The 26,478-nt window shown below is 54.3% G+C and carries 22 protein-coding genes; all 22 read right to left on the bottom strand.

Features of this window, described 5'->3' with window-relative positions:
- Positions 1–18 precede the first annotated feature (18 nt).
- The 22 genes from NSQ80_RS00405 to NSQ80_RS00300 all read right to left on the bottom strand — a co-directional run bounded on the left by NSQ80_RS00405 (position 19) and on the right by NSQ80_RS00300 (position 26,466).
- A complete protein-coding gene (locus NSQ80_RS00405) occupies positions 19–1,533 on the bottom strand; it encodes an anthranilate synthase component I family protein (RefSeq protein WP_260071855.1) in 1,515 nt (504 codons plus the stop codon).
- Between the two features lie 168 nt (positions 1,534–1,701).
- Positions 1,702–2,640, bottom strand: coding sequence for a cysteine synthase A (gene cysK / locus NSQ80_RS00400; RefSeq protein ID WP_260071851.1), 939 nt, complete (start codon positions 2,638–2,640; stop codon positions 1,702–1,704).
- Positions 2,641–2,926: 286 nt separating this feature from the next.
- The gene (gene hslO / locus NSQ80_RS00395; RefSeq protein WP_339300881.1) at positions 2,927–3,817 is read right to left on the bottom strand and encodes an Hsp33 family molecular chaperone HslO; all 891 of its coding nucleotides are present in this window, start codon (positions 3,815–3,817) and stop codon (positions 2,927–2,929) included.
- A 72-nt stretch (positions 3,818–3,889) separates the two neighbouring features.
- Complete coding sequence (locus NSQ80_RS00390) at positions 3,890–4,654, bottom strand: type III pantothenate kinase (RefSeq protein WP_009226308.1); 765 nt, start codon at positions 4,652–4,654, stop codon at positions 3,890–3,892.
- 7 nt (positions 4,655–4,661) lie between these two features.
- Positions 4,662–5,528, bottom strand: coding sequence for a carboxylating nicotinate-nucleotide diphosphorylase (gene nadC / locus NSQ80_RS00385; protein WP_009226309.1), 867 nt, complete (start codon positions 5,526–5,528; stop codon positions 4,662–4,664).
- Positions 5,518–7,134: an L-aspartate oxidase gene (nadB, locus tag NSQ80_RS00380; protein ID WP_339300879.1), complete on the bottom strand. Its 1,617-nt coding sequence runs from the start codon at positions 7,132–7,134 to the stop codon at positions 5,518–5,520. The genes nadC and nadB overlap by 11 nt, the downstream gene beginning before the upstream one ends.
- Positions 7,135–7,170: 36 nt before the next feature.
- Positions 7,171–8,109 (bottom strand): quinolinate synthase NadA, encoded by a 939-nt coding sequence (nadA, locus tag NSQ80_RS00375; RefSeq protein WP_009226311.1) that lies wholly within the window; start codon positions 8,107–8,109, stop codon positions 7,171–7,173.
- A 668-nt stretch (positions 8,110–8,777) separates the two neighbouring features.
- Positions 8,778–10,907, bottom strand: a complete 2,130-nt coding sequence (gene ftsH / locus NSQ80_RS00370; protein WP_009226312.1) for an ATP-dependent zinc metalloprotease FtsH — start codon at positions 10,905–10,907, stop codon at positions 8,778–8,780.
- 100 nt (positions 10,908–11,007) lie between these two features.
- The gene (hpt, locus tag NSQ80_RS00365; RefSeq protein ID WP_009226313.1) at positions 11,008–11,547 is read right to left on the bottom strand and encodes a hypoxanthine phosphoribosyltransferase; all 540 of its coding nucleotides are present in this window, start codon (positions 11,545–11,547) and stop codon (positions 11,008–11,010) included.
- Between the two features lie 51 nt (positions 11,548–11,598).
- On the bottom strand, positions 11,599–13,056 hold the full coding sequence (gene tilS / locus NSQ80_RS00360) for a tRNA lysidine(34) synthetase TilS (RefSeq protein WP_009226314.1): 1,458 nt from the start codon (positions 13,054–13,056) through the stop codon (positions 11,599–11,601).
- 244 nt (positions 13,057–13,300) lie between these two features.
- Positions 13,301–14,254: a serine/threonine protein kinase gene (locus tag NSQ80_RS00355; protein ID WP_009226315.1), complete on the bottom strand. Its 954-nt coding sequence runs from the start codon at positions 14,252–14,254 to the stop codon at positions 13,301–13,303.
- Entirely contained in the window at positions 14,226–14,969 is a 744-nt protein-coding gene (locus tag NSQ80_RS00350; RefSeq protein ID WP_009226316.1) for a VWA domain-containing protein, read from the bottom strand. Before NSQ80_RS00350 ends, NSQ80_RS00355 begins: the two co-directional genes overlap by 29 nt.
- Positions 14,970–15,120: 151 nt before the next feature.
- Positions 15,121–15,603 carry a hypothetical protein gene (locus tag NSQ80_RS00345; RefSeq protein ID WP_339300873.1) on the bottom strand — a complete coding sequence of 161 codons (483 nt, stop codon included), beginning with the start codon at positions 15,601–15,603 and terminating at the stop codon, positions 15,121–15,123.
- 44 nt (positions 15,604–15,647) lie between these two features.
- Positions 15,648–16,613 (bottom strand): oligopeptide/dipeptide ABC transporter ATP-binding protein, encoded by a 966-nt coding sequence (locus NSQ80_RS00340; protein ID WP_339300871.1) that lies wholly within the window; start codon positions 16,611–16,613, stop codon positions 15,648–15,650.
- Positions 16,606–17,589 (bottom strand): ABC transporter ATP-binding protein, encoded by a 984-nt coding sequence (locus tag NSQ80_RS00335; RefSeq protein ID WP_009226319.1) that lies wholly within the window; start codon positions 17,587–17,589, stop codon positions 16,606–16,608. The genes NSQ80_RS00340 and NSQ80_RS00335 overlap by 8 nt, the downstream gene beginning before the upstream one ends.
- 12 nt (positions 17,590–17,601) lie before the next feature.
- Positions 17,602–18,537: an oligopeptide ABC transporter permease gene (opp4C, locus tag NSQ80_RS00330; protein WP_339300868.1), complete on the bottom strand. Its 936-nt coding sequence runs from the start codon at positions 18,535–18,537 to the stop codon at positions 17,602–17,604.
- Between the two features lie 17 nt (positions 18,538–18,554).
- Positions 18,555–19,508 (bottom strand): ABC transporter permease, encoded by a 954-nt coding sequence (locus NSQ80_RS00325; RefSeq protein WP_009226321.1) that lies wholly within the window; start codon positions 19,506–19,508, stop codon positions 18,555–18,557.
- 81 nt (positions 19,509–19,589) lie between these two features.
- Entirely contained in the window at positions 19,590–21,344 is a 1,755-nt protein-coding gene (locus NSQ80_RS00320) for an ABC transporter substrate-binding protein (protein WP_260071768.1), read from the bottom strand.
- A gap of 239 nt (positions 21,345–21,583) precedes the next feature.
- A complete protein-coding gene (locus NSQ80_RS00315) occupies positions 21,584–22,495 on the bottom strand; it encodes a winged helix-turn-helix domain-containing protein (RefSeq protein ID WP_339300864.1) in 912 nt (303 codons plus the stop codon).
- A gap of 112 nt (positions 22,496–22,607) precedes the next feature.
- Positions 22,608–25,115, bottom strand: a complete 2,508-nt coding sequence (spoIIE, locus tag NSQ80_RS00310) for a stage II sporulation protein E (RefSeq protein ID WP_339300863.1) — start codon at positions 25,113–25,115, stop codon at positions 22,608–22,610.
- Positions 25,116–25,514: 399 nt separating this feature from the next.
- Positions 25,515–25,985, bottom strand: coding sequence for a S1 domain-containing RNA-binding protein (locus NSQ80_RS00305; protein ID WP_009226325.1), 471 nt, complete (start codon positions 25,983–25,985; stop codon positions 25,515–25,517).
- Positions 25,986–26,109: 124 nt separating this feature from the next.
- Positions 26,110–26,466 carry a septum formation initiator family protein gene (locus NSQ80_RS00300; protein WP_339300861.1) on the bottom strand — a complete coding sequence of 119 codons (357 nt, stop codon included), beginning with the start codon at positions 26,464–26,466 and terminating at the stop codon, positions 26,110–26,112.
- Positions 26,467–26,478: the final 12 nt, after the last annotated feature.

Below are 26,478 nucleotides of genomic sequence, written 5' to 3'. Positions count from 1 at the left end.
CTGGCTCTTCTTAAGTTCTTAAGTCTGTTGAACGGCCAGAGCAACGGCTCTGGCTTTGTTGAAGCATTCCCTGTACTCACGGTACGGGTCCGAATCGATGACGATGCCGGCACCCGTCTGCAAGTAGCCGACGCCGTCCTTCGCGACCAGCGTACGTATAATAATATTTAATTCGATATTCCCGGCATAGTCAATCCATCCCATCGCGCCGGTGTAGGGGCCTCTCGTAACAGGCTCCAGCTCCTCGATGATTTCCATCGTCCGCACTTTAGGCGCTCCGGTGATCGTTCCTCCGGGAAAAACAGCCGCAATCGCATCATAAACTGAATGATCCGAACTCAGCACCCCTTCAACCTCGGAGACCAAATGCATGACATGCGAGTACCGCTCCACGGCAAACAGCTCGCTGACCCGCACCGTCCCGTACTCCGCCACCCGGCCGATATCGTTGCGCAGGAGGTCGACCAGCATAATGTGCTCGGCCTGCTCTTTCTCGCTGGCAAGCAGCTCCGCCTCCATCTGCTGATCCTCCTCCGGCGTATGCCCCCGCCGTCTCGTCCCCGCAATCGGTCGGGTGCTGATCCGTCCTTGCTCCACCTTCACCAGCAGCTCCGGCGAAGCGGACACGAGCTGGAAGTCAGGGAACCGGAGCAGGCCCATATACGGCGAAGGATTCAACCTGCGCAGCTGCTCGTACACCCGCTCCGGCGAAGCGGCCAACGGAAAAGCCTGGCGCAGCGAAAGATTCACCTGGAATACGTCGCCGGCCGCGATATATTCCTGCACCCGACGCACCGCCGCTTCAAACGCCTCCCGCGTCATTGAGACGGACATGCGGCGGCGTTCCAGCTCCTCGTCGGTAAGCGAAGAAGGCTCTGCCGAACCTGCTGCGTCTACCGGGCCTGTCGCCGACGCATAAAAGCTCTTCCAACGGTCAGCCATTCGCATAGCCCGCGCTTCAGCGAGGTGATAGCTGTCACGCAGCTGATCCGGTGACGCCGACGCGATCGGGACATGGACGATGCAATACACGTCGCCTTCCGCTTGATCGATCACCCACAGCTCCTCCAACCGCATCCAGACGTAATCATCCAGGCCAAGATCGTCCTGCGCCAGGTTCGGCAGCCGCTCCAGCGATCGCGCTACGTCATAGGCGAGATAACCGACGGCCCCGCCGCTGAACTTGGGCAAACCCGGCCAACCTGGAGAACGGAACGGTTCCATCCAGTCCCGCAACAGGTCGAGCGGCTTGCCCGACACCACCGAAACTTCTCCTGAAGCGAGATCCTCCACCACGGCCTGATCGCCCTTGCCGCGAAGGACGGAGACCGGATTTAACCCCAAGAAGGTATAGCGTCCAACCTTGCCGCTTTCCAATACAAAGGCATACGGCCCGGCTTCCTCCCAAGCCCTGGACCAGTCCTCAGGCAAGCCGGCAGCCGCCAGCGGAATTTTGACCGCGAAGGGCAGCATCGTCCAGTTACCCGTGTCTGCCCATTCTTTCCATTGCTCCCAAGTCATTATCTTTTTCATCAAGCGCGCTGATCCCCCACATTTTCAGCCTGAAGAAGCTCTAGTCTTATTGGAAGCTAGTATACTAGAAGACGCCCTATAAGGAAAACACCTATCGCGAAAAATAAAAGACCCCAGACCGTTCGGTTGGAACGGCCGGGGGTTGTCATCGCTCTTACCGCGAAACGATTAAGCTTCGAAATTGTACAGCGGCGTGCTGAGATAGCGTTCGCCGTTACTTGGAATGACGGCAACGACACGTTTGCCTTTACCCAGTTGCTTCGCAACTTTTAATGCAGCAAATACGGCAGCGCCGGAAGAAATTCCGGACAAAATCCCTTCTTGTCTTGCTACAATACGCGCTTGCTCAAACGCTTCTTCGTTCTCGACATGAATGATTTCATCATAAATTTCACGGTTCAAAATTTCCGGAATGAAGTTCGCGCCAAGGCCTTGGATTTTGTGAGGACCTGGTTTACCGCCAGCCAAAATCGGCGATGCTGCCGGTTCAACTGCGTAAATTTTCAGATTCGGGAACCGTTTCTTCAATACTTCGCCTGCACCGGTAATCGTACCGCCTGTACCGATCCCTGCAACAAATGCATCCAGGCGTCCGTCCAGCGATTCGATGGCTTCAACGATTTCCGGCCCCGTCGTCTCGCGGTGGATCTTCACGTTCGCCTGAGTTCTAAATTGGTCTGCTAGGAAGTAATCCGGATTAGCGGCCAGCAGTTCTTCTGCTTTCTTCACCGCACCGTTCATACCTTCAGCCCCCGGCGTGAGGACAAGCTCTGCCCCATAAGCGCGCAGCAAGTTGCGGCGTTCCAAGCTCATCGTTTCCGGCATGACGATTACGGCTTTATAGCCTTTGGCTGCCGCCACCATCGCGAGGCCAATCCCTGTGTTACCGCTGGTTGCTTCGATAATCGTGCCGCCTGGTTTCAGCTTGCCGGCTTTTTCTGCTTCTTCTACAATGCTGATCGCAATCCGGTCCTTCACGCTGGAGCCTGGGTTTTGGTATTCCAGCTTCACGTAGATTTCGGCGCTGTCCTCCGGTACAACCCGGTTCAAACGGACCAGCGGCGTATCTCCGATCAATTCCGTAACATTGTTCACGACTTTTGCCATATCAAATATCCTCCCTTTGGATAAAAATAACCAAGTCGATCTGGCTGCCCACAAATGAAAGCTGACATAATTTAGGATGCACGATTCATCGACTTTCATTTATTTCCGAGTAAATAAGTTGGTTTTCTAATTATAATCTTAACAACGCCGATCGGAGTTGTCAAGAAAAGTCACAAAAAATACTTTGCTTTCAAGGGACTTTTGCCCCCCGATCGCAAAGTATCTTGGACCTACCCAGCGGGTTAAGGGATACAGGCTCCCAGTATATATTTTTCTCTTGGCAATCTTATTTCTCGGTTTTGGCGATCAACTGGTCGATTTCCTCCGGCGTAAACAAGTACGGCTCATTGCAGAAATCGCACACAACCTCCGTCTCTTTTCCTTCATCCCGCAGCTCCTCCAGCTCCTGCTTGCCCAAGCTGATCAACGTGCGTTCAACCCGTTCCCGGGAACAGTTGCAGGAGAATACGATGTCCATCTCCTCCAGAACCTGCACATCCTTCACAATCCAACGAAGCATTTCGTCCAGCTCCAGCCCTTGGTCAAGCAAAGCCGTAACCGGCGGAAGCTGTCCAATAGCCTTTTCGATCGAATCAATCTCCGAATCGCTTAAGCCTGGCAGCAGTTGAATGATAAAGCCGCCGGCCACGATCACCGAGTTATCCACGTCCACCAAGACACCGAGTCCAACAGCGGATGGAGTTTGCTCCGATACGGCAAAATAATAGGTGAAATCCTCGCCCAGTTCACCGGAAATCAGCGGTACGCTCCCGCGATAAGGCTCCTTGAGCCCCAAATCCTTCGTGACATGGATAAACCCTTCGGTGCCGACTGCCCCGCGCACGTCCAGTTTCCCTTGGCTGTTGCTTGGCAAATGGACATGCGGGTTCTTGACGTAGCCGCGCACTTCGCCCTTGGCGTTCGCATCGGCAATGATTTGTCCGATCGGTCCGTCGCCCTTCACCTGAACGGTCAGCTTATCCTCGCCCTTGAGCATCGCACCCATCATGGCAGCAGCGGTCACCGTCCGCCCCAAAGCTGCGGTTGCCGTCGGATAGGTATCATGCCGGCGGCGCAGTTCCTCCACCAGCTGGGTCGTCCGCACCGCGAAGGCGCGCACTTTCCCGCCCATGGCGATCCCGCGGATTAACCGGTCTTGCTTATTGTTTTGGTCCATGTTGCGAAGGACCTCCTTTCATCCCTTAAAGGTCAATCAAACCCTTATTCTTCCCATGATCTATTATCCGCATTATTGATTGCGCTCGTAAATAATTCGAAGGCCCTCCAAAGTCAATTGCGAGTTAACCTCCTCGATGGTGCGCGTTTCGCTGGCGATCAGCTCGGCTAACCCTCCGGTGGCAATAACCTTTGGTTTCGCGCCCATCTCCCGGGCAATCCGCTCAACAATGCCATCAACCTGGCCGGCATAGCCAAAAATAATCCCCGCCTGCATCGCATGCACCGTGTTGCGGCCGATCACCTTCTTCGGCTTCTCCAGCTCGATACGCGGCAGTTTGGAAGCGCGCTGATACAACGCTTCGGTCGAGATGCCGATCCCCGGCACAATCGCGCCGCCAAGGTAATTGCCCGCAGCATCGATACAGTCAAACGTAGTGGCTGTGCCGAAGTCAACAACCACCAGCGGCCCGCCGTATTTCTCGATGGCAGCCACCGCGTTGACGATCCGGTCGGCACCAACCTCGCGTGGATTTTCGTAGCGCAGGTTTAGCCCGGTTTTGATGCCCGGACCCACGACCAGCGGCTTGTGATGCAAATATTTATCGCACAGCTCTTCCAGCACGTGCATTAACGGCGGAACAACCGAAGAGATGATCACGCCTTCCATCTCACTTGCCCGGATGCCCACCATATCAAACAGATTATGGATCAATACGCCGTACTCGTCCACCGTGGCTTGACGGTTCGTGCTGATGCGGAAATGATGGAGCAATTCCTTGCCCCGGTAAATCCCCAGCACGATATTCGTATTGCCTACATCGACTACAAGGAACATGCGCCTGTTAAGCCTCCTTTTTGCCGTTCAGGTCCAAACTGATATCCAGGCTTTCAAAAGAATACGTTAACCGTCCCACGGAAATGACGTCTACGCCGCTCTCAGCAATGCCGCGGATCGTTTCCAGCGACACGTTGCCCGACGCTTCCACCGTCACATGCGGCGCTTTCGCCTTGATTCGGCGCACCGCTTCCTTCATCAGATCGGGCGCCATGTTGTCAAGCATAATGATATCCGCTCCAGCTTGCAGCGCTTCCTCGACCTGCTCCAGGTTTTCCGTCTCCACCTCAATGGTCATCGTGTGCGGAATCTGAGCGCGGGCGCGGCTGACCGCTTGGGTGATCCCCCCGGCCCCTTTGATATGATTATCCTTGATCATCACCGCGTCATACAACCCGAAGCGGTGATTCGAACCTCCGCCGGTGCGGACAGCATACTTCTCTAGCATCCGATGTCCCGGCGTCGTCTTGCGCGTGTCCACCAAGCGGGTTGGCAGGCCGCCAAGCGCCTCGACGAACATGTTCGTCCGCGTAGCGATACCGGACAGACGCTGCAGCAAATTCAGCGCTAACCGCTCCCCGATTAATATGCTATGCGTGCTTCCTTCGACTTCAGCCAGAATCGTACCTTTCTCGATGCGTTCGCCGTCCTTCACGTGCGGCGTAAACGTCAGGCTCGGGTCCACGATCTCAAAGACGAGCTGAGCCACCGGCATTCCGGCAACGATGCCGCCCTGCTTGGCGTGAATGATCCCTTTGGATTCATGGCCGGCAGGGATCGTGACGGCGGTCGTCACGTCCCCGGAGCCTACGTCCTCCTTCAGCCAGCCGCGGATGGACTCCACGAGCCCTTCATGATATCCATTAAACATCATCGCTAATTTCCTCCAACATTCCTTGATCCCGCTGCCACAACAAATGCTTGCGCCACTTCGCGTCATTGCGTTCCGGGAAGTCCTCGCGGTAATGTCCGCCCCGGCTCTCCTCGCGGGCCAGCGCCGCTTTGGCCAGCAGTAGCGCGCAGGTCAACATATTGGCATACTCCCATTGGTCACGGGTATGCAGCGCCTGACTAAAAATCGCCTTGTGATTCTCCAGCTCCTCGATGCCCTTGGCAAGCCCCTCTGCCGTGCGGCGCAGGCCAATGCGGCGCACCATCGTCTTCTGCAGGTCGAGGCGGCGTTCCACCAGAGAGAACGGAGCAGGCGCCATGCGGCCGCCATGGTAAGCAACCGTCTCGCCCGTTCGAGTGCGCGGCGGCAGCTCCTGAATCCGCTGGATAATCCGGCGGCCGAACACAATCGCTTCCGACAACGAGTTGCTGGCGAGCCGATTGGCGCCGTGTACGCCGGTCGACGAAACCTCACCGCAGGCGAACAACCGTTGCACGCTCGTCTCGCCATAATGGTTGACGCGAACGCCTCCCATCATATAATGCGCTGCCGGAGCGACCGGAATCCAGTCACTTGTTAAATCGAGCCCATAACGCAGGCAGGTTTCGTAAATCGTTGGAAAACGGGCCTTGATCTTCTCCGGATCTTCATGCGTGATATCGAGATAAACGATACTTGCCCCCGCCGCTTCCATCTCGCTCACGATCGCCCGCGCTACGATATCCCGCGGCGCCAGCTCCAGCAGCTCATGGTATTTGCTCATGAACCGCTCGCCTTTAATATTCCGCAGCACGGCCCCTTCGCCGCGAACTGCCTCGGAAATGAGAAACCGCGGGGCGCCCGGGTAACATAACGAAGTGGGATGAAATTGAATAAACTCCATATCACGCAGCACCGCTCCTGCCCGGTAAGCGATAGCAACACCGTCCCCCGTGGCTACCTCGGGATTGGTCGTATAGCGGTACAGCTGCCCGGCTCCGCCGGAGCATAAAATCGTAGCATTTCCGCGCAAGAACACACGCTGCCCGTCAGGCCGCTGCACGAGCGCCCCCAGGCATTCGTTCTCCTCCGTAATCAAATCGATCACATAATGATTGTCCCAAACCTGGATGTTAGGATGGGCGTCCGCCTGCTCGGACAGGGCCCGCACGATCTCATACCCCGTCGCGTCCCCATGCGCATGCAAGATGCGGCGATGGCTATGCGCTCCCTCTTTCGTCAGAGCCAGCTCCCCGTTTTCCAGATCGAAGGCCGTGCCCAGCTTCATCAGTTCTCTGACGCCTTCCGGCCCTTCATTTACGAGAATGTCAACCGCTTTGGAGGAGCATAATCCCGCGCCGGCCAGCAGCGTATCCTGACGGTGATAGGCCGGGGAATCGTCCTCAGAGATCACGGCGGCAATCCCGCCCTGCGCATACCGGGTATTGCTTTCCAGCATGGATTTCTTCGTGACTAGGATTACGCGATTCTTTTCACTTGCTTTGATAGCGGTAAAAAGACCAGCAATCCCCGAACCGATCACAATCACATCCGTATCCACGACCGTCAATCGGCTTGCCTCAAAATCAACCAAATATTGTGGAATCACGTTCGTCACCTATCTTGAACAAGAGAGTAGCGCATGCTACTTAACTTGTAACATGCGCTCTAAGGATAATCTGGCTTTGTCGGCAACGACGGGTGGTACGTAAATTTGCGGTTGCATCGTTTCCAGGCATTTCACCAGTTTCTTCAGGTTATTGACTTTCATGTTCGGGCATACCAGATATTTCGTGGCAAAATGGAACGTTTTGTCCGGGCTGTCTTTACGCAGCTGATACCCCGTTCCATCCTCCGTGCCCACGATAAACTCCTTCGCGGAGGAATTTTTGCAGTAATCGATGATCGCCGTGGTGCTGCCCACGAAATCGCCCATCGCCACCACTTCCGGACGGCATTCCGGATGCACGACAAACTCGGCGTTGGGATATTTCGCTTTCATCTCAACGACGTCTTTCACGGTCAGCATATCATGCGTGTTGCAGTAGCCTTCCCAAATAATCAGCTTCTTGTCAGTATGTTGCTGCACGTAATGGCCAAGGTTCTTATCCGGCACCCAGATAATTTCGTCCGCATCCACGGAGTTAATTACCTTCACCGCATTGGAGGAGGTGCAGCAGATGTCCGTTTCCGCTTTAATTTCTGCGGAAGAGTTAATATAGGTCACCACTTTGGCGTTCGGGTGTTGAGCCTTTAGCTTGCGCAAGCCTTCGACGTTCACCATATCGGCCATTGGGCAGCCCGCACGTTCGTCAGGAATAAGCACCGTCTTGTTCGGCGCCAAAATCTTAGCGCTTTCGCCCATGAAATGCACGCCGCAGAACACGATCGTATCCGCATCCGTCGAAGCGGCCTTCTGAGCGAGCAAAAAAGAATCGCCCCGGAAATCCGCTACCTCTTGAATTTCATCCCGCTGATAATAATGCGCCAGTATGATGGCATTGCGTTCTTTCTTGAGCTGAACCAGTCTTTCCCGCAATTCGCGGTTCATTTCGGCTTTACGCTCAAGCGCTAGAGCCTCCACTTGAATTCCTCCCCCATAAGCTCATGTATCGTCTGTTGCTGTATTAACCCCATCCTGGCTCTCTATCTCTTCGCGTCGTCCGGGATTCTTGCTGCGTTGTATGACAATCCTGCGTGAAACGGCAAGAACGTATTAAATTTCACACGGTGTTTACCAACTAATTTACACAAGGTGAAAGGCACTGTCAATGCGCCGTCCGGGTGCGTATAGCCCCAATAGCCTTTGATAATGCAGGAAAAATAAGGATTAACGAGGGGATACGCGCGTTCAGGAATAACTAAAATTTTAAGAAAAAGACCTTTGATTTCTCGTCCCCATCAATGTATTCGATTTTTCGTATACAAAATACGGCTTACGCCAATATTCCCGGATTCTATTCGGTTTTTCATACAGAATTTAGGTATACCTCAGCTTATGGTGCAAATATATACGAAATTTCATATAGATTCCGTTAAAATCACCAGATCCGCCAAACTGTATTCGATTTTTCGCATACATCTGAACGTAAGAAAAACGTCTATCGACGTACATTCAATGTAGCCAGACCGCGTTTAGCGGAAGTTTTCCTTGCGATATCAGGATGCCGATCCCCCGAAGTTTATACTTTCTGATATCTAAAAAAATCCGGGAAACTTGAGGTTTCCCGGATTAGGTCTTTGCTGGTATGGTTACACGGTTGGCGTGCTGCCACCATTGTTTGGATCCTTGCCTTCGTCCGCCGAATCGGCTTGACCAGGCGTATCGCTGACGGTACCTTGCGGTGCGTCAACAACCGGATCGTTCGTCCGATCGCTGGCGGTGCCGCCCGGAACGTCATTTGGGATATCCCCGACCGGAGCAGCAGGCGCCGAATCCTCGGTTTTGCCTTGAATGCGAACGCGAACGTCACCCACGCTGTCGATCGACGGCTCACCCGGCTCGGAGGAACCGCTGCCGCCATCTTGGCCGTCTTTCTTCAAGCCGTCCAGCGTACCGGTTTCGATCAGCGACTTGATTTGCTCGAGCTCCAAGGTTTCCACTTCAAGCAGCGTTTCCGCAATGAGGTGAACTTCCTTGGCGTGCTCGGTCAGCAGCTGCTTACAACGTTCATAACATTCGTTGATGAACCGCTGCATTTCCTGATCGATCTCGTAAGCGATTTGATCACTGTAGTTCTGCTCGTGCCCGATATCGCGGCCCAGGAACACTTGGCCTTGCGATGTGCCGAACTGCATCGGACCGAGCTTCTCGCTCATCCCGTATTCAATGATCATGCTGCGCACGATGTTGGTCGCTTGCTGGAAGTCGCTGTATGCGCCGGTTCCGATCTCGCCGATAAACAGCTCCTCGGATACGCGGCCGCCAAGCAGACCGGTTACCCGATCCAGCAGCTCGTTCTTCGTGGCCAGCATACGGTCTTCCTTCGGTAACATAATGACATACCCGCCGGCGCGGCCGCGTGGAATGATCGTTACCTTGTGCACCATGTCGGCATGCTCCAAGAAGTAACCCACAATCGTATGGCCCGCTTCGTGGTAAGCCACGATGCGCTTCTCGCGGTCGCTGATAACGCGGCTGCGTTTCTCAGTACCGACAATAACGCGGTCGATCGCTTCGTCTACTTCCGTCATGGAAATATCTTTGCGGTTCCGCCGTGCTGCCAGGAGGGCCGCTTCGTTCAGCAGGTTCTCCAGGTCAGCGCCGGTAAAGCCCGTCGTACGCTTCGCGATCACGTCCAACTTGACGTCTTTAGTCAGCGGCTTGTTGCGCGCATGCACTTTCAAGACCGCTTCGCGGCCCTTCACATCCGGACGGTCCACCGTGATTTGACGGTCAAAACGTCCCGGACGCAGCAAGGCTGGGTCCAGAATATCTGCACGGTTCGTCGCAGCGATGATGATAATGCCCTCGTTGCCGCTGAAGCCGTCCATTTCTACGAGCAATTGGTTAAGCGTTTGTTCGCGTTCATCATGACCGCCGCCAAGTCCAGCGCCCCGCTGACGACCTACGGCGTCAATTTCGTCGATAAAGATGATACAAGGCGCATTCTTCTTCGCGTTCTCGAACAAATCCCGCACGCGGGAAGCGCCGACCCCAACGAACATTTCCACGAAGTCAGAACCGGAAATGCTGAAGAACGGAACCCCTGCTTCACCGGCAACAGCGCGGGCAAGCAAGGTTTTACCGGTACCCGGAGGGCCTACAAGCAGAACGCCTTTCGGAATTCTTGCCCCCACGGCCGAGAACTTCCGCGGATCTTTCAGAAACTCAACGACTTCGACAAGCTCCTGCTTCTCTTCATCGGCACCTGCGACATCCTCAAACGTAACTTTCTTCTTCTCTTCATTATAGAGGCGCGCCCGGCTCTTGCCGAAGTTCATCACTTTGCCGCCGCCGCCCTGCGCTTGATTAAACAAGAAGAAGAACAGAATGAACATGATCGCAAGCGGAACGATCGAAGTTAGGAAGGTGAGCCAGATGCTTTCGCCCTGCATCTTCTTCCATTCTAAACTAAAACCGTTCTGTTCGCTGTATGCGATGATCTCTTTAACGACATTCTCGTCAAAAGGCACATACAAAGAGAAATTCTTCGTCTTGTCGTTTCCGACAGCTTCCTTATACTTACCGGTTACCAGATAAGCGTAACCGTCAAATTTAACGGTTAGATCAGCAACATTATTATCCTTCAGTTCCTGACGTAAGTCCGAATACTTAGGGGTGACGGTTGCTTCTTGTCCGCCATTGAGGAATTGGACGATGCCCACCACGACTAAGAAAAGTATTAAATAAAAACCAGAATTCCGGATGAACCGATTCATCCCCTACCTCCTCTCAAGACCTTAAGTTATTTTACCATAGCCAATCTCGCCATTTCAAAATTCCGGCAAGGGTGGTCCTTCGTCCAAGCGGACGACGAAATCAACTGGTGTAAATCTCCGGCTTCAGAACTCCGATGAATGGGAGGTTACGGTATTTCTCGGCATAATCCAGACCGTATCCGACAACGAAAGCGTCCGGAAGAACGAACCCTGACAGGTCCGCTTGCAAATCCACCGTACGCCGCGCCGGTTTGTCAAACAGCGTAACGATTTTAACCGATTTGACCTTGCGCCGTTCAAGCACATCAATCAAATAGCTGAGCGTCAGCCCGCTATCGATAATGTCCTCCACGATCAAGATATCGCGGCCTTCCACGGAGGTATCCAAATCCTTGATGATCTTCACTTCCCCGGAAGAACGGGTTCCCGCTCCATAACTGGAGACAGCCATAAAGTCGAGCTCGATCGGTACCGTAATTTCCTTCACCAGATCGGCCATAAAAATAAAAGCGCCTTTCAAGATACAGATCACGAGCGGGTTACGCCCTTCGTATTCCGCACTCAGCTGTTTGCCCAACTCAGCAACCTTCTCTTGAATTTGTTCCCGCGTAATCAAAATTTCCTGGATATCGTTTAGCAAAATGAGTGAACCTCCTACGTTATTCTATGAATGCCGATCTTTCGCTAATCCTCAAGGTGTGCGCCCCGGATCTGGACGCGGCGTTAGAACCATATGCACAACAGTGGTCGTGCGCGGGTTCACCGCAGCAACTGCGGAACGGCGAACGCCGGGAATCCACAGGATCCGGCCTGCGGCATCCGTGACCATCGGGATGCGGGAGCGGAGGGATGGCGGTATTTTCGCATCGATGAAAATATCTTTTACCTTTTTGCTGCCGTTTAATCCCATAACTTTCATCACGTCTCCCGGTAATCGGGAACGCACGGTAAGCGGATAGACCAGCTCATCCGCATCAAATTTCGCTTCGTTATTTCCTTCTGCCTTAACGTGAAGCTCCCTGCCGGCGCCATACCGCGTGATTCGCAAGCTCTGGCTCAGGCCCTCGATCGGCACCTCTGCCGGAAATTGTTCCACCAAATATGTATAATGAGGAATCCGACTTTCTACTGCCGGGGGGATAAAGCGTATCCTGTCATATTCGCGTACGCACTTGACGCCGCCGCCGAGATCTAAGCTCCACGTCGTGGGCCGATCTTGAATCGTCCCTTGACGAATTGCCTCGACCTTGACAAAATCGCGATCCTCCGTACTTAAAGGCAGATAATTTAATATTAGTTTAATCAACCTCCGTTGTAAAGCAACATGTAAACCGGAGAAAAGAGGGGCTTCAAACGAGAGAATCCCGTCCTCCGTCCGCACAAGCTCAGCGTACAACCTCATCGCTTCCTGATGCAGGTAATCGTCTTCTGCTGCAGTCAGCACCGCCAACCGGTTCAGCGATTCCGGCAACTGACCATTATATTGCCCTAAAAATGGCAACACATCCAGCCGAATCGAATTTCGCGTCATCTCTTTATCCAGGTTGCTGCTGTCTTCGACGTAAGCCAGCCCGGATTCGCGGCACGCCTGGAGCAAATCCGTCTTGTATATACGGAGCAAGGGGCGGATAAGTTCCACATTTTTTTCGCGGCGTTTGGGTCGCATTCCGGCTAATCCGGAGGGCCCGCTGCCCCGCAGCAGCCGCATCAGCACCGTCTCGGCCTGGTCATCGGCATGATGGGCAAGCGCGATGGACGATGCCCCATAACGCTCGGCCACCTGATGCAAATATTCGTACCGCTTCTCCCGAGCCGCCAGCTCCAGGCTTTGCCCCGTTTCCTTCATATAAGCACGCACATCCGCGTACCCCAATTCAAAGGGGATACCAAGCCGCTCGGCGAGCTCACGGACAAATTCCGCATCCCGATCCGCCTCGTCGCCGCGTAAGCCGTGATGCAGGTGCGCGCAGATCAGTTGGAGTCCCAGCGCCTTGTCCCCGGCGATTTCCTTCATTATATGCAGCAGCACCGTAGAATCGACCCCGCCGGACACCGCCACAACGATAACATCTCCGGGCAACCATAACTGTTCCTGCCTGCCAAAACGGCGAACCTGCTCCGTTAATCGGTACAGTGTGGTTTCTTTCATCGGATACCCCCTCTCCCTTCCCTCAAAAATGAGTTCGTAAACGTAACGGACTGGAAGGACTCTATTTGCCCATTTCCCGGCAATTTCCCAACCTAACGGACCCCAGTGACCTTAAGTGGCCTTTTAATGGACCAGATTGCCGCTGTTATCCGAAATAAGGTCTCCTCAGTCCGTTAGAATCGGAGGAAGTCCAATCGCAAGCGAATAGCGTCTCTGGTGTCCGTTAGCTTCGGAAGCCCACCGCCTAAAACCTAAAAGTCAAATAAAGCGCACAGGCAAGCAACGTCAGCGATACCGCAAACGCCCCGACGATCCATCCCGGGGTCGTAGACCGCGTCCGGCGCCGCGGAGTGAAACGGCGGGTGACCATCTCCTTCCACAACCGGCACGCTTCCGCCGTATCCCGGAACTCCCCATGGAGAGCCCGCTTCAACCAGGCGCGGTACGGCGCCAACGTCTCATACCCGTCGACGATGGCGATAAGATCGCTGCGGCTGCGCGTTTGCGGCAGCTGAGTCGCCGCTTTCTTTAACGCACTCTCAGCAAGCAAATGAATGCAGACAACCGCGAAGGAGAACCAGTCATACGCGGGATCCGCTGTACGGCTTCCCGCCCCCCAGAAACCGCGGTCGTACCACTCCGTAAACTGCTTTACGCTGTGCCCTTCACTTGTTACTCCGCCGTAATCGATCAGCTCGACTTCGCCATAAGCCCCTACGAGCACGTTCTCCGGCTTAAGGTCACCAAACACCCAGCCGGAATGGTGCAGCCGTCCGAGCTGTTGCAGCAGCTGAAGGCCAGCCACGTCCAGCCAGCGCGGCCCCCGCCGGGCCAAAAAGGCGCGCAGCGGCTCCCCTTGCACATAGCGCATAACGTAGAAAGGAATCTCCCTCCCCTGGTAAGTGAAGTCGTCCACCTCTACCAGGTAATTGAGATCCCGTTCCGCCGCACCCCGCCGCCGGCCTTGACGCTGCAGCGCTTTCAGCACATTGATTTCCGATTGAATATCCAGCGTATCGAAGCCCAGCTTCAGAGCGTATAATTTTCCGTTTTTCTCCCGTTTCACCAGGAATACAACGCCGTTAGCCCCTTGCCCGAGCAAACGCTGGATCACATACCGACCGCCGTTCCAGCGTCCGATAATCCGCGTTCCCTGCGGCAGGGGAATTTTAGACGACGTAGTCGCCGAGGATTCCATCTTGTCCCTCCGTCTTCTCACGCCAAGACTTACCATGTTCATTCAGTGTACCATATCGCATAAAATCCATCACCTTCAGAAGCGCAGGTCCGGTTGGCGTTGCCCCTCTCATGACGAGGCGTTGGAAGATGGAACGGGCAGACCCCAGATCGCTGGTCCATTCCACATCCAGGACGGCATCCTCTCCGCTGTGCGAGCCGGGAAAATGGAAGACGGCCAGCTGGCTCTCCCCTTTCCGCGAGCTCAAGCTCAACATCATATCCCGAATCGCTTCCTCCACGGCCCGGAGCTTCGGCTTCATGCTGGCGCTGGCATCAATGAGAAGCGCCACCTGCAGCGAGCTGTTCTCGCTCAGCTCGTCGATCACCTCGACGACCTGCGAGCGCTGCTCTGGCGGCAAGTCACTAACCGTCTGATCGCCTAGGATCTGCCGGATCTCTTTATGAACCGCCTGTTGAATCGTCTGGACGACCGTTTTTCGCGTCATCATCTGCATCGTCTGCGCCAGGTTCTCGGTTCCGACAATCCGGCTCATCCCGCCGCCGGCCTTGGCGATTTCAGCGATCTCCAGACTCCCCAGCTCGCCAATCGTACCGTAATCGACAATCCCCACCACATTTACGGTGATTCCTTCCTGCCTTGCCAGCGCCGCAGCCATCACCGGACTTTCCCCGACATTGGAACACCCGTCCGTAATCAACATAATCTGTTTCATCTCATCATCCCGCCTTTCAAATAGATAGAGTTCAACAATCTCGTATCTATCATTTCCAGCTAGGATAGAATTCAAACCAGCTGCGCGAAGAAAGACCCGGCCCGAGGCCATCACTTCCTTATAAAAAAGAAAGGAACCTAAGACAGTCGCCTTAAGTTCGATAGAATCCAGAATTATCTGCATATTTATGCACAATGCGCATTTCGAGAATCCCCGTATCCGGGTCCTCCTTATCCATCAGGATCTCCCAATAGTCAGGAGCCAGGGCTCTGAGTTGTTGATAGTCTTCCCGATGTAGCCTTACGCCGGCAAAGCGGTTGTTGTCAAAAACATAATCCTGCTCCGCCCGCAACCCAAATTTGATCTCCAGCAAGCTTCGCAGGCCGCCTACGGTCATAAATTTAAATCGGTAGCCTTCTGATAGGGCAATCTTCACCTCATCCAAATGCTCCTGGAGGTATTCCACAAATCCGTCCCACTGCAGCTCCGGATTAACTCGCTGCTGCAATTCAGCGGCATCCTTGCGCTCCAGCAGCTCCACGAGCTCCGCGCCTTGGATGCCCTTCGCCCGAATCATCTCCAATCGCAGCGCATAGAGCTGCGGCAAGCTGGCTTTTGGTGCTGTCAAAAGCATGACCTCCCTACCCATATAACTAACTCATACTAGTCTATCTCAAACTATACCAAATGGCACGCCACAAAATGCCCTCCGCCCACGTCGCGGAATTCCGGCACCCGCTGCTTGCACTCTGCCGTAGCAAACGGGCATCTGGTATGGAATTTGCAGCCGGAAGGCGGGTTCGCCGGACTCGGAATATCGCCCTTCAAAATAATCCGCTCCCGCTTCATGCGCGGGATTGGCAGCGGCACGGCAGACAGAAGCGCCTTAGTATAGGGATGCAACGGATGGCGGAACAACTCATCCCGCGAGGCCATTTCAACCATTCCGCCCAAATACATCACCCCAACCTGCGTGCACAGATGCTCCACGACGCTCAAGTCATGCGAGATAAACAAATACGTTAATCCGCGAGTCTCCTGCAGTTTACGGAACAGGTTGATGATTTGCGCTTGGATCGATACGTCCAGCGCAGACACCGGTTCATCGGCAATCATCAGTTCGGGGTTCAGAATCAGCGCGCGAGCGATTCCGATCCGTTGGCGTTGCCCGCCGGAGAATTCGTGCGGATAACGATCAATATGATAGGAGGACAGCCCGCAGGAAGCCAGCACCTCCAGCACCCGGTCGCGGATTTCCGCCTTCGGCAGCAACCCGTGGTCGAGCAAAGCTTCACCGATGGCATCGCCCACCCGAATTCGGGGATTCAAGGAACCATACGGGTCCTGGAAAATCATCTGCAGCTTGGGTCTCAACTGGCGAAGCTCTTCATCCCCCAGTGAGTAAAGGTCCGTGCCCTTAAACAGAATGTCGCCGTCCGTCTTCTCTGTCAAACGAACGATGCTGCGACCGACCGTACTCTTCCCGCTGCCCGATTCCCCCACCAGACCGAAGGTTTCCCCAGGCTGAATGGTGAAGCTGATGTCGTCCACCGCCCTCACCTGTCCGGTTGTCCGCTGCAGGAGCCCTGTTTTAATTGGAAAATACTTCTTCAAGTGCCGTACTGTCAGCAGCGGCTCACCCATGACGTTTCTCCTCCTCATACAACCAGCAAGCGGCTTTCTGGCCGCCTCCAAGCGATTTCAATGCCGGCTCCTTCGTGCGGCAAATGTCCATGCAGTGCGCGCAGCGGTCCTGAAAATAACAAGAAGGCTGCAATTCCAGCAAATTTGGCACTTGGCCCGGAATGGAAAACAGCTCATCCTGACGCTGTCCGAGCACCGGCTTCGACTTCAACAACCCTTGCGTGTAAGGGTGCTTCGGCGATTCGAACAGCGCGGTCACTTCCCCTTCCTCAACCACTTTGCCAGCATACATCACGACCACGTAATCGGCCATTTCCGCGACGACGCCAAGATCATGGGTGATCAGCAGAATCGACATGTCCGATTCCGCCTTAATTTGCCGCAGCATATCGAGGATTTGCGCTTGAATCGTCACGTCGAGCGCCGTCGTCGGCTCGTCCGCGATCAGCAGCTTCGGCCGGCAGGAGATGGCGATAGCGATCATGATCCGCTGCAGCATCCCGCCGCTCAGTTCATGCGGGTAACTCTTCATAATCTGCTCCGGCCGGGAGATCCCGACCTGCTCAATCAATTCTATGGCACGCTTGCGAGCTTCCTTCTTGCTCAGCTTCAAGTGAAGCACCATCGGCTCGATCAACTGCTCTCCGATCGTCAGCACCGGGTTCAGCGAAGACATCGGCTCCTGAAAAATCATCGCGATTTCATGCCCGCGAATGGCGCGAAGATGATGTTTATCTAAAGACAACAGATCGGTATCTCCAAATTGGATTCGCCCGCCGATCTCCACCTCGGGTCCGCTTTGCAGCAACCCCATGATCGACATCGCCGTCACGCTTTTGCCGCAGCCCGACTCTCCGACGATACACACGGTTTCCCCCGGCTTGATCCGCAGGCTGACTTCATCAACCGCCTTGATACGTCCTTCTTCGGTATGAAAATGCGTGCTTAGCTGGTCTATCTCCAGCAAAGTTGACATAAGCTTCTTCACCTACCTGTTCATTTTCGGATCCAGCACGTCCCGCAGCCCGTCGCCAAACAAATTGATAGCAATGACGGTGGCAAAAATAGACAGCCCTGGCGGAATCCACAGCCAAGGATGCTGCTGGAAGTCGATCAAATTGTTCGCGGCGTCGATCATATTGCCCCAGGTCGGCGTCGGCGGCATCACGCCCAGCCCAAAGAAGCTGAGCACCGACTCGCTAAGAATCGCCCCGCCGATGTTCAGGGTGGCAATCACGATAATCAGCGGCACGAGATTCGGCAGCAGGTGATAGACCAGCTTGCGCCGGTCGCGAAGCCCCAGCACCTCCGCCGCCTGCATGAACTCGCGCTCCCGCAGGCTCAGCATCTGCCCGCGGATCATCCGCGCCAGCCCCGGCCAGTTCACCAGACTGAGCATGATCATCACGATGTACATGCGGTAGTCGGTCGGCACCTTCCACTCCGATAGCAGCGCCCCGGCAATGAACAGCAGCGGTAGACCAGGAATTGTTAACAGCAAGTCGGCAAGCCGCATGATGATTTGGTCCACAATCCCGCGATAATACCCGGCAATCGCGCCAAGCAGCGTGCCCAAGAAGACGGACAACACCATGGATGCCAAGCCAACGGTCAGCGAAATGCGTCCGGCCTGCAGAACCCGGGTTAATACGTCCCGGCCCAGCTTGTCGGTCCCCAGCCAATGCTGCCAGCTCGGCGGCTTGTTCATCATCGACATCTGAATTTTGTTATCCGCATACGGCGAGAACAGCGGACCCAAGAAGCAGGCAAGAAACATAAAAACAACAACAACGAGCCCCGACATGGCCAGTTTATTGCGAAGCAGCCGGCGCAGCGACTGGCGCCACAGCGACGGCTTCTTGGACACGGCGGTACGGGCAGCCTCTTGGCCCGGCTTCGATAGATGTTCTGGAATTGAGTTCATGGTTGCTTAACCCCCTATTACAACCGGACACGCGGGTCGGCGATATGGTACAGCAAGTCCGATAACAACGTCCCGATCACAGTCAAGATCGCAATCAGCATCGTAAATCCCATCAATAACGGATAATCCCGAACAGAAAAAGAGGACATATACAACTGCCCAATCCCCGGCCAGTTAAAGATTTTCTCAATGATCAACGAACCGCCAAACAACGCAGGCAGCTCAAAGCCCACCAGCGTAATCGCCGGAAGCAACGCGTTTCGCAGCGCATGGCGGTACAGCACCTTGCTTTCCTTCAACCCTTTGGCGCGAGCCGTTCGGATATAATCCTGCTTAATCACGTCGATCATGTTGGTCCGGAAGTAACGGGTCAGCGAACCGACGCCCAAAATGGTCATTACGATCACCGGCAGGGTCATATGGTGAATAACCTCTTTTACGTAAGCAAATCCAGTGGCACTGCTCCCCGTTGTGATCATCCCGCCCGGCGGCAGCCATTTCAAATCGACCGCGAGAATCTTGATCAGGAATAGTCCGATAAAAAAAGACGGCAGCGACATCGCAGCAAAGATCAGCACCAGCACAAGTGTATCGAACCAGGAATACTGCTTGTAAGCCGAGATGACGCCAACGATCACGGCAATAAACCAGGTAAAGAACGTCGATACCGCCGCCAGCAGGAACGAGTTCCAGATATAGTCGTTAAACAACGCCAGCACCGGCTTCTGCTGGGCTAACGAATAGCCAAAGTCGCCGTGAAAAGCATTCTTCATCCATATGAAGTACCGTTCCAGCACCGGCTTGTTCAAGCCGTAGATCTCCCGCAGCTCGGCCTTGCGCTCCGGCGTCAGCTTGATGTTCCCGCTGATGAAGTCGCCGGGCGTCAGCGCGTACAGGCAAAAGATCAGCAGCGAGGCCGCCAGCAAAATCGCCGCCATATAAATCAATCGTTTGGTGATATAGGCGCTCATCGCGTCGCACTCCTTAGACAAGCCATCCCCTCGCATGCAGGGCACACGAGGGGAGCGGCTGATTTTTCAAAGATTCAGATTCTATTCCAACGTCCAGTTTGGCAAGCTGGAGGACAGGCCGGTAAACGGACTGACCGTCAGGTTTTGAATGCGGCCGTTATAGGCATATACCGTCTTCTTGTAGTTCGTGAAGATAATCGGCAATTCGTCGTTCAGCAGCTGGAACAGCTCCTTATAAGTGGCTTTACGTTGTTCGATGTCGCTGGTGCTCAGTGCTTTGTCATACAACTCTTTGACCTTCGGGTTGTCATAACCTTTGATCTCTCCATCCACGAATTGCAGTACGCCGTCGGACGGGTCAGCAAGCATTGGAGTAGAGAAGGAAGCCATATCGTAGTCGCCGCCTTCGACCTTGGAGACCAGCGCGTTAAAGTCCGCGAACACCTCCGGCTGGAAGTTTACGCCGATTTCAGCGAAGTTCTCCGTCGCTACAGCAATAAAGACGTCGGTTTGGGCGTTCTTGGAACCAAGGTAATGGATGGTCAGCTTCTGACCGTCCTTCTCACGGATGCCGTCTGCCCCTTTCACCCAACCGGCTTCGTCCAGCAGTTGATTGGCTTTGTCCGGATCATAGGCATATTGGTTGATGCCTTCTTCCGTGTAAGCCCAGGAAATTGGCGAAGCTGGAATGTTGGCAACTTGCCCTGCGCCTTGGTTCGCTTCCACGTAAATGCTTTGACGATCCAATCCATACGTCAGCGCCTGTCTAACTTTCTTATCCTTCAAAGCTTCATGTTCGAGATTTAATTGCAGATAACCATAAGTGCTTGGGGTATACGGCAAAATATTGACGAAGCCCATGCTTTTCAGCTTATCGATGTTCTCGGTCGTGGCGCTGAAGGAAGCGTAGTCCACTTCACCTGTCTCCAGGTACTGCCATGTGTCACCTTCAGAGGTTTTATAGATAAACTTCTCGGTTTTTGGCTTACCCGCATAGTAGTAAGGGTTGGCGACATAACGCACCTCTTGCCCCGGAATGAACTTCTCCAGGATATAAGGGCCGTTGCCGACCGGCTTCTCGTGCAGCTTCTTAATGTAATCGAGCTGGCCGAACTTGTAGTCCTTGCCGTAATAAGCTTTGGACAGGATATCGCCGCCAAGCAGCACCAGGGCGGTCGCATTTGGCTGCTCCAGCGTCACCGAGATGGTCTGCGGATCTTTCACGGTAATGCCGGAAATGCTGTCCGCCTTCCCTTCCTTATAAGCTTCACCGCCAACGATATGCAGCGTTGGGATTTGGGAGTCCCCGTCGTAAGCTTTGTCATGCAGCAACGTCCAGGTAAAGGCCACATCGTCTGCAGTCATTGGCGAACCGTCGCTGAACTTCAAGTCCTTACGCAGATGGTACGTATACGTCAGCTGATCATCGGAAACCTCCCAGCTTTCGGCGAGGCCCGGGGTCGGCAGCCCATTGTCATCCACCGTTACCAGCGGCGTAAACAATAGCGACGATACATTGCCGTCATATCCGCTCTGCTGGAAGTACGGCGTAAACGCGCCGCTCGGGTCGGTTAAGCCAACGATAATCGTATCGGTGCGCTCTTTGGCTATCGCTGGAAGCTTGGACATATCGCTGGCCGGAATGAACTGCAGCGCGCCTCCTGCTTCTGCGCCTGCGTTGTTCGCACCAGCCTCGCTTTGGCCATTACCCGCCTGAGCCGATGTCGAATCCGCTCCCTGCGCAGTATTGTTGCCCCCGTCCCCGCCGCAGGCCGTCAGTACCAAAGCCCCGGACAACAATAAGGTCAGAAGCGCAGTCACTCGTTTTTTCTTCATTTGCATGATTTTCTCCCTCCGAATTGTCTTTTTTCAGGTGGAACCTTACAATAGACATTAATTCCGATAAGTTAAGTAGAGTTTTAACGCTCCTATTATACGATCGGGATGCGGTTCTGTAAATAGAGAACTTAATAATTTTTCTTTATTCAGAGAATTTAATATTTATGCCACAAAAAAAGACCCCGCCCCCGTTCACACGGTGCGGAATCCTTATGACTGCCATGGCTGGCACTGATTTAGTTGACGATATAATCGACCAATTTCCGGTGCATCACATCCAGCATTTCCGGACGCAAGCTGTATTCGGATATCGTTTCCCCATCGATATGGGCACGGATAAAGCCGCCGCTGCGAAGCTTGGACACATGATCATGCGTAATCCCCTTGGAAATCTGCAAGTGACGGACGATCTCCGTAAATGTTCGGGGACCGCCGCTCAAATAACGCAAAATTTTCAGTCGGCTCTGCTCGGCGAGCGCCCGGAGCATCCGGTATTCATGGGGAGGAAAATCCGTTTCGTCGTCCAGATAGAATCGCGCCGAATAATGACACTGCGTGATCCGGCCAAAGTGATAAATGATATTCATCGGCTGAAAATGATAGTGCGGCACAAGAACCAGCTTCTCCAGCCCTTCCTTTGGCATAAACGTTAATCCGTTCGTCGTCTCCTCGATAAACGCCGACAACTCGGTTTGGTTGGCCAGCTCCGCCGTACGCGCCTGAGCTTCGGAACGCAGCCCGCCGATCACTTCCGGCTCCAGCTTACGGAAATATTGCTCATGCCAGCTGGACAACACGGTCAAGGTACGGGAGCGGAATTGCCCCATATCCTTCGGAAATTGCTGACTGTACTCGGCGATCAGCTCATACAGATCTCCCGGCGTCTTCTTCTCCAGCCACACCAGAAACTCCTCAGGCGACGCCCCGTCCGGGCACAAGTAAGCAAGCAAATACGTGGTTTTCCAGTCGCTGTCCACTTCCATTTCGCTGAGAAGGGAGCTCAAATCCGGCGTAATTTGTTTTAACGTATCCTTCACCCATGCCGGGCTCAGGTCGATTTTCTTATGTGATTTGCGGCATATCATCGTATGTAGGCTGCTAAGCAGCTCGTACCGGGGTTCAAAGGTAACCTCCACACGGTAATCCAATATTCCACTCCCCTTTCTCACCCCCTATTATAACGCGCTTTCCCCCAGTTCAGGAAAAACAAGATTTTTCCGCCAAAAAAAGAACCTGAGGTTCTCACCTCAAGCTCTCTGTTTAACTCACGGTGCGCGGCCGCTCCAGTCGGCTGATGCCGGGGATATGCAACGTTGCCCACTCCGGCTGGAGATGGTCGATATTTGCCACAACCACGGTCATATCATCGTGAATGACGTTCTTCTGATACCGGATGACGGACTCCAGCAGACAATCGGCGATCTCCTGCGGATCCTCGGCCTGGATCTCCTGGATCAGCCGCTTGATCCACAGCTCCTTGTTGACCGCGGGGCCCGGCGCATCATAGATACCGTCCGTCATCATGATCAGCGTATCTCCCGGATAGAGCTGAACGGACACCAGATCGACCTCGATATCCTGGATGATGCCGATCGGCAGGTTGCTGGCCGTCACCGGGATCACCTCCTGACCTCGCTTGATGAAGCTAGGTGAGGAACCGATCTTCATAAACGTCGTCCGCGCCGTATATTGATCAATCAGCGCCATATCCACCGTCGCGTACACCTCATCGGGCGAACGCAGCATCAGAATCGAGTTCACCGATTTAATCGCCAGCGTCTCCTCCATGCCGGATTGCAACAGCTGTTCGAGGATGTTCAGCGCCGTACTGCTCTCGAGCCGCGCCCGCTCCCCGTTGCCCATCCCGTCGCTGATCGCCACAGCAAACGTGCCGTTGCCCAGCTCCTTGGCACTGAAGCTGTCGCCCGAGAGCATGTCTCCGCCTTTGGCGGTGCCGGCGACCCCGGTCGTAATCTCAAACGCTTTCGCCGAGCCGAAGGTGACGGTCGCCAGGCCTTCTTTTCCTCCATGATGGACTTCATTCATTACAGCGATATGCTCTCCGAGGATATCTGACAGCAGCGGAGCAATAATCTTCCGGCATTCATCGAAACCGCGGGTGTACGCATGTACGATTTCGATCTCTACGTTTCCGTGGTCCAGACTCACAATGTCGATGCTATGAATGGACAAGCCCATTTTCTCCAGCGCTTCGCGGATTTGCTCCTCCTGCTTATACATGGCTTGTCCTTCGCGTTGGATCTCTCGGGCCAAATCCTCCATCACCTGCGAGACCCCCGAGAGCTGTTCGGCCACCAACTGGCGGCTGTCGTAGATTTGCCGTTTCCAATGCAGATCATGCTGATACAGATCGTACTCGTGTTTCATAATATCCAGCACCTGGTCGGTCTTCGCGCACATCTTCAACCATCTTGCCGGCAACTCGTCCGCAGTAATGTCCGGCTTCTCCTCGATCGCGGTCATCATTTCTGTCATCAGCTTGTACGTTTGATAGAATCGTCCGTCCCAGCACGTATTCTTGCGGAAGCAGGTAGCGCAAGCGCCCTGGGTCACCGCATTCATAAAATGGTCGATCTCCTCGCCGCGCTTAGCGATTTCCCCGGTGCTGGACACTTGTCCGAAGCTTCGCGCCAGCTGCTTGAAGACTTGGGAGAACTGCGCCACCCGGCCAGCCGTAATATCGCGTACCCGTTTGGCGTACTCATGCTGGGTTTTGGCATGCTCCTGCGTACCGGGTACGTATTTGGCAATAATTTGGACCATCTTTTTGGGGGTCAGCAGGAAGAGCAGAACTGCGGTGCAGCTCTCCCAAGTGGAGGACATCACATCCGCCGGGCCGGCGATATAGATGGACAGAATGGACGAACCGAGCAACATGCCGAATCCGACCGCCCATTTGCGCCCTTCCCGAAGCATCCCGGCCAGCATCCCGGAGAACGCCAGCAAGCTCATTTGATACAAGGCCGACGTATCTGCAAGGCTGAGGATCAATCCGGTGATCACGCCAACCGAAGCTCCCAAAGGTGCACCGCCTGCCAAGGCGAACAGCAGGATCAGGTACCTCGACAGCACGTGCTCGGCCGATAACCCTTGAATCTCCCACCCGACCGTTCCGGTCATCACTGAAGCCAGCAGGATCACGAGGCATAAAATTTCCTCGCCGCGCAGCTGGTAATGCTTCTTCCGGTAGGTAAACACCGGGACCGCCTGAATGAAGACAAGCGTCAATACGAAGCTGAGCAGTGCATCCATCACGGTCATCGCGAGTGCGTACCAAGTCAGGGAAGGGCCAATCACCGCCCCGAACATCCCAACGAAGAACGTACTCGTAAACACCATAATCGGCGCATAGGAGAGATCTGCCCGTTCAAAAGACTCCAGCCCCTTTTGCAGCAAAGCGAAGATCAAAAGCTCCACGGCGATTTCCATGGCATGAAGATGCGCACCCGGCGTCAGCAGCGCTCCGCAGACCATCGCCGCCCCTGCGAACCACGCGATATCCCGCCGCATAAATCGAATCACCGCAAAGAAAGCGACGGCAAAAGGAGCCAGCTCATCCAAGATCGTCGCCCGGCCCAGCAGGAAGCTCATCGCAAGAAGCAGTCCGGTCCACTTGTTGACCGCGAACAGCCGCCCAGCCCGCTGGATGATTGGCTGGCCCAGCAGCATATTCCGCAACGCTCCCTTGTCCCATGCCTTCGCCTTTCTCATCCCTGGAAACAGGGTGACATTCCACTTATTCAACATCCTGGCACCGCCTTTTCCAAATTAGTAAGGTATGTCCCATTATAGGAGGCTAGAACCGGAAAGTTTGTCAGATACCGGAGCCGGTGCAAAAGAAATTTCCGACAAATTGAGAGGGAACGCCGACACCGCGCGAATACAGGCCCCCCATAGCGATGAGCCGCATCAGGGGTTTCTATGTTCGCATGGGGAATCACGGGCTTGTTCTGCGAACAACGGCCATTTGAACGCGCTCCTCGTAAAAAACCGTAAGAACCTGTCGGCAAAAAGCCCAGAGGCGACAAAACATGCTTTATCGCATAGGCAAAAGTCAACTTGTGAAGATTGGAGCGCGAAACAAAACAAAAAACCGCAGGCGAGCGATTCGCCTACGGTGGGTTTGATTAATTAAGTTTTCAGGGATTACATTCGTTTGGCTCCGCGACCTCCGCGTTTGCCTTCCGTATTCTTCTTCAACGAAGAAATGCGCTCCTCGCTGTCCTTCAGGAAACGAGAAACTTTGTCTTCGAATGAGGATTTGCTGGCTGGGGGCTTGAAAGAGCGTCCTCCCCGGTCCCGGTTAAATCCGCCGCCAGGACGGTCTCCGCCGATTGGCCGGTCCGTTCTCGGTGCACGAGGCGGTCTGGCTTCGGCCGGTTTGTCAACAGCCTGCTTGATGGAAAGTCCGATCTTGCCGTCCTTATCGACATTGATTACCTTTACGGTAACCATATCGCCGATCTTCAGATGATCGTTAACGTCTTTCACGTAATTGTCGGCGATCTCCGAAATATGAACGAGACCCGTGACACCTCCTGACAGATCCACAAATGCTCCGAAATGCGTGATGCCTGTCACTTTTCCTTCTAACTTGGTGCCCACTTCAATTGCCATAAAATAAAATGATCCTCCCTTAAAAATATACAGCCAGGCCTCGAAATCTTGACTGCGGTGATTTGATTATACCGAATGACTGAAACAAGGTCAACAGACGGATGTCCCGTCAACCCGCATGGGGTCAGTCATTTCCGGCTTCGGACTCGGATACCCGGACAGGGATTTCACCCGGTTTGTACAGACCATATTTCTTCATGGCAATTTGTCCAATGTATTCGGGGTCATTCAAACGGTCAATCTCATATTTGAGCTGGTTCAAGCTCTGCTCACTGGCTGCCTTGGCGGCTTGCCGTTCCGCCAGCTCTTGCGATTTGCTGCCGATCTCCCCGGCTTGAGAAATGAACGTATATCCGGCCCAGCTTAAAAACAGGACCATAAATCCCATCCAAATCCGCAGCCTGCGCTTAGCGAAAGCAGATCCGTTTCCGGAGGATGAAGTTTTGTTCGATGGTTTCGGATTTGTCGACACTTCGCGCACCAGGGCACCTCC

Origin of the sequence: Paenibacillus sp. FSL K6-2441, from assembly GCF_037964765.1 — a bacterium.
GTDB classification, from domain to species: Bacteria; Bacillota; Bacilli; order Paenibacillales; family Paenibacillaceae; genus Fontibacillus; species Fontibacillus phoenicis.
The sequence above is the reverse complement of the archived record's forward strand: the minus strand, read 5'-3'. Positions and strand labels throughout refer to the sequence as shown.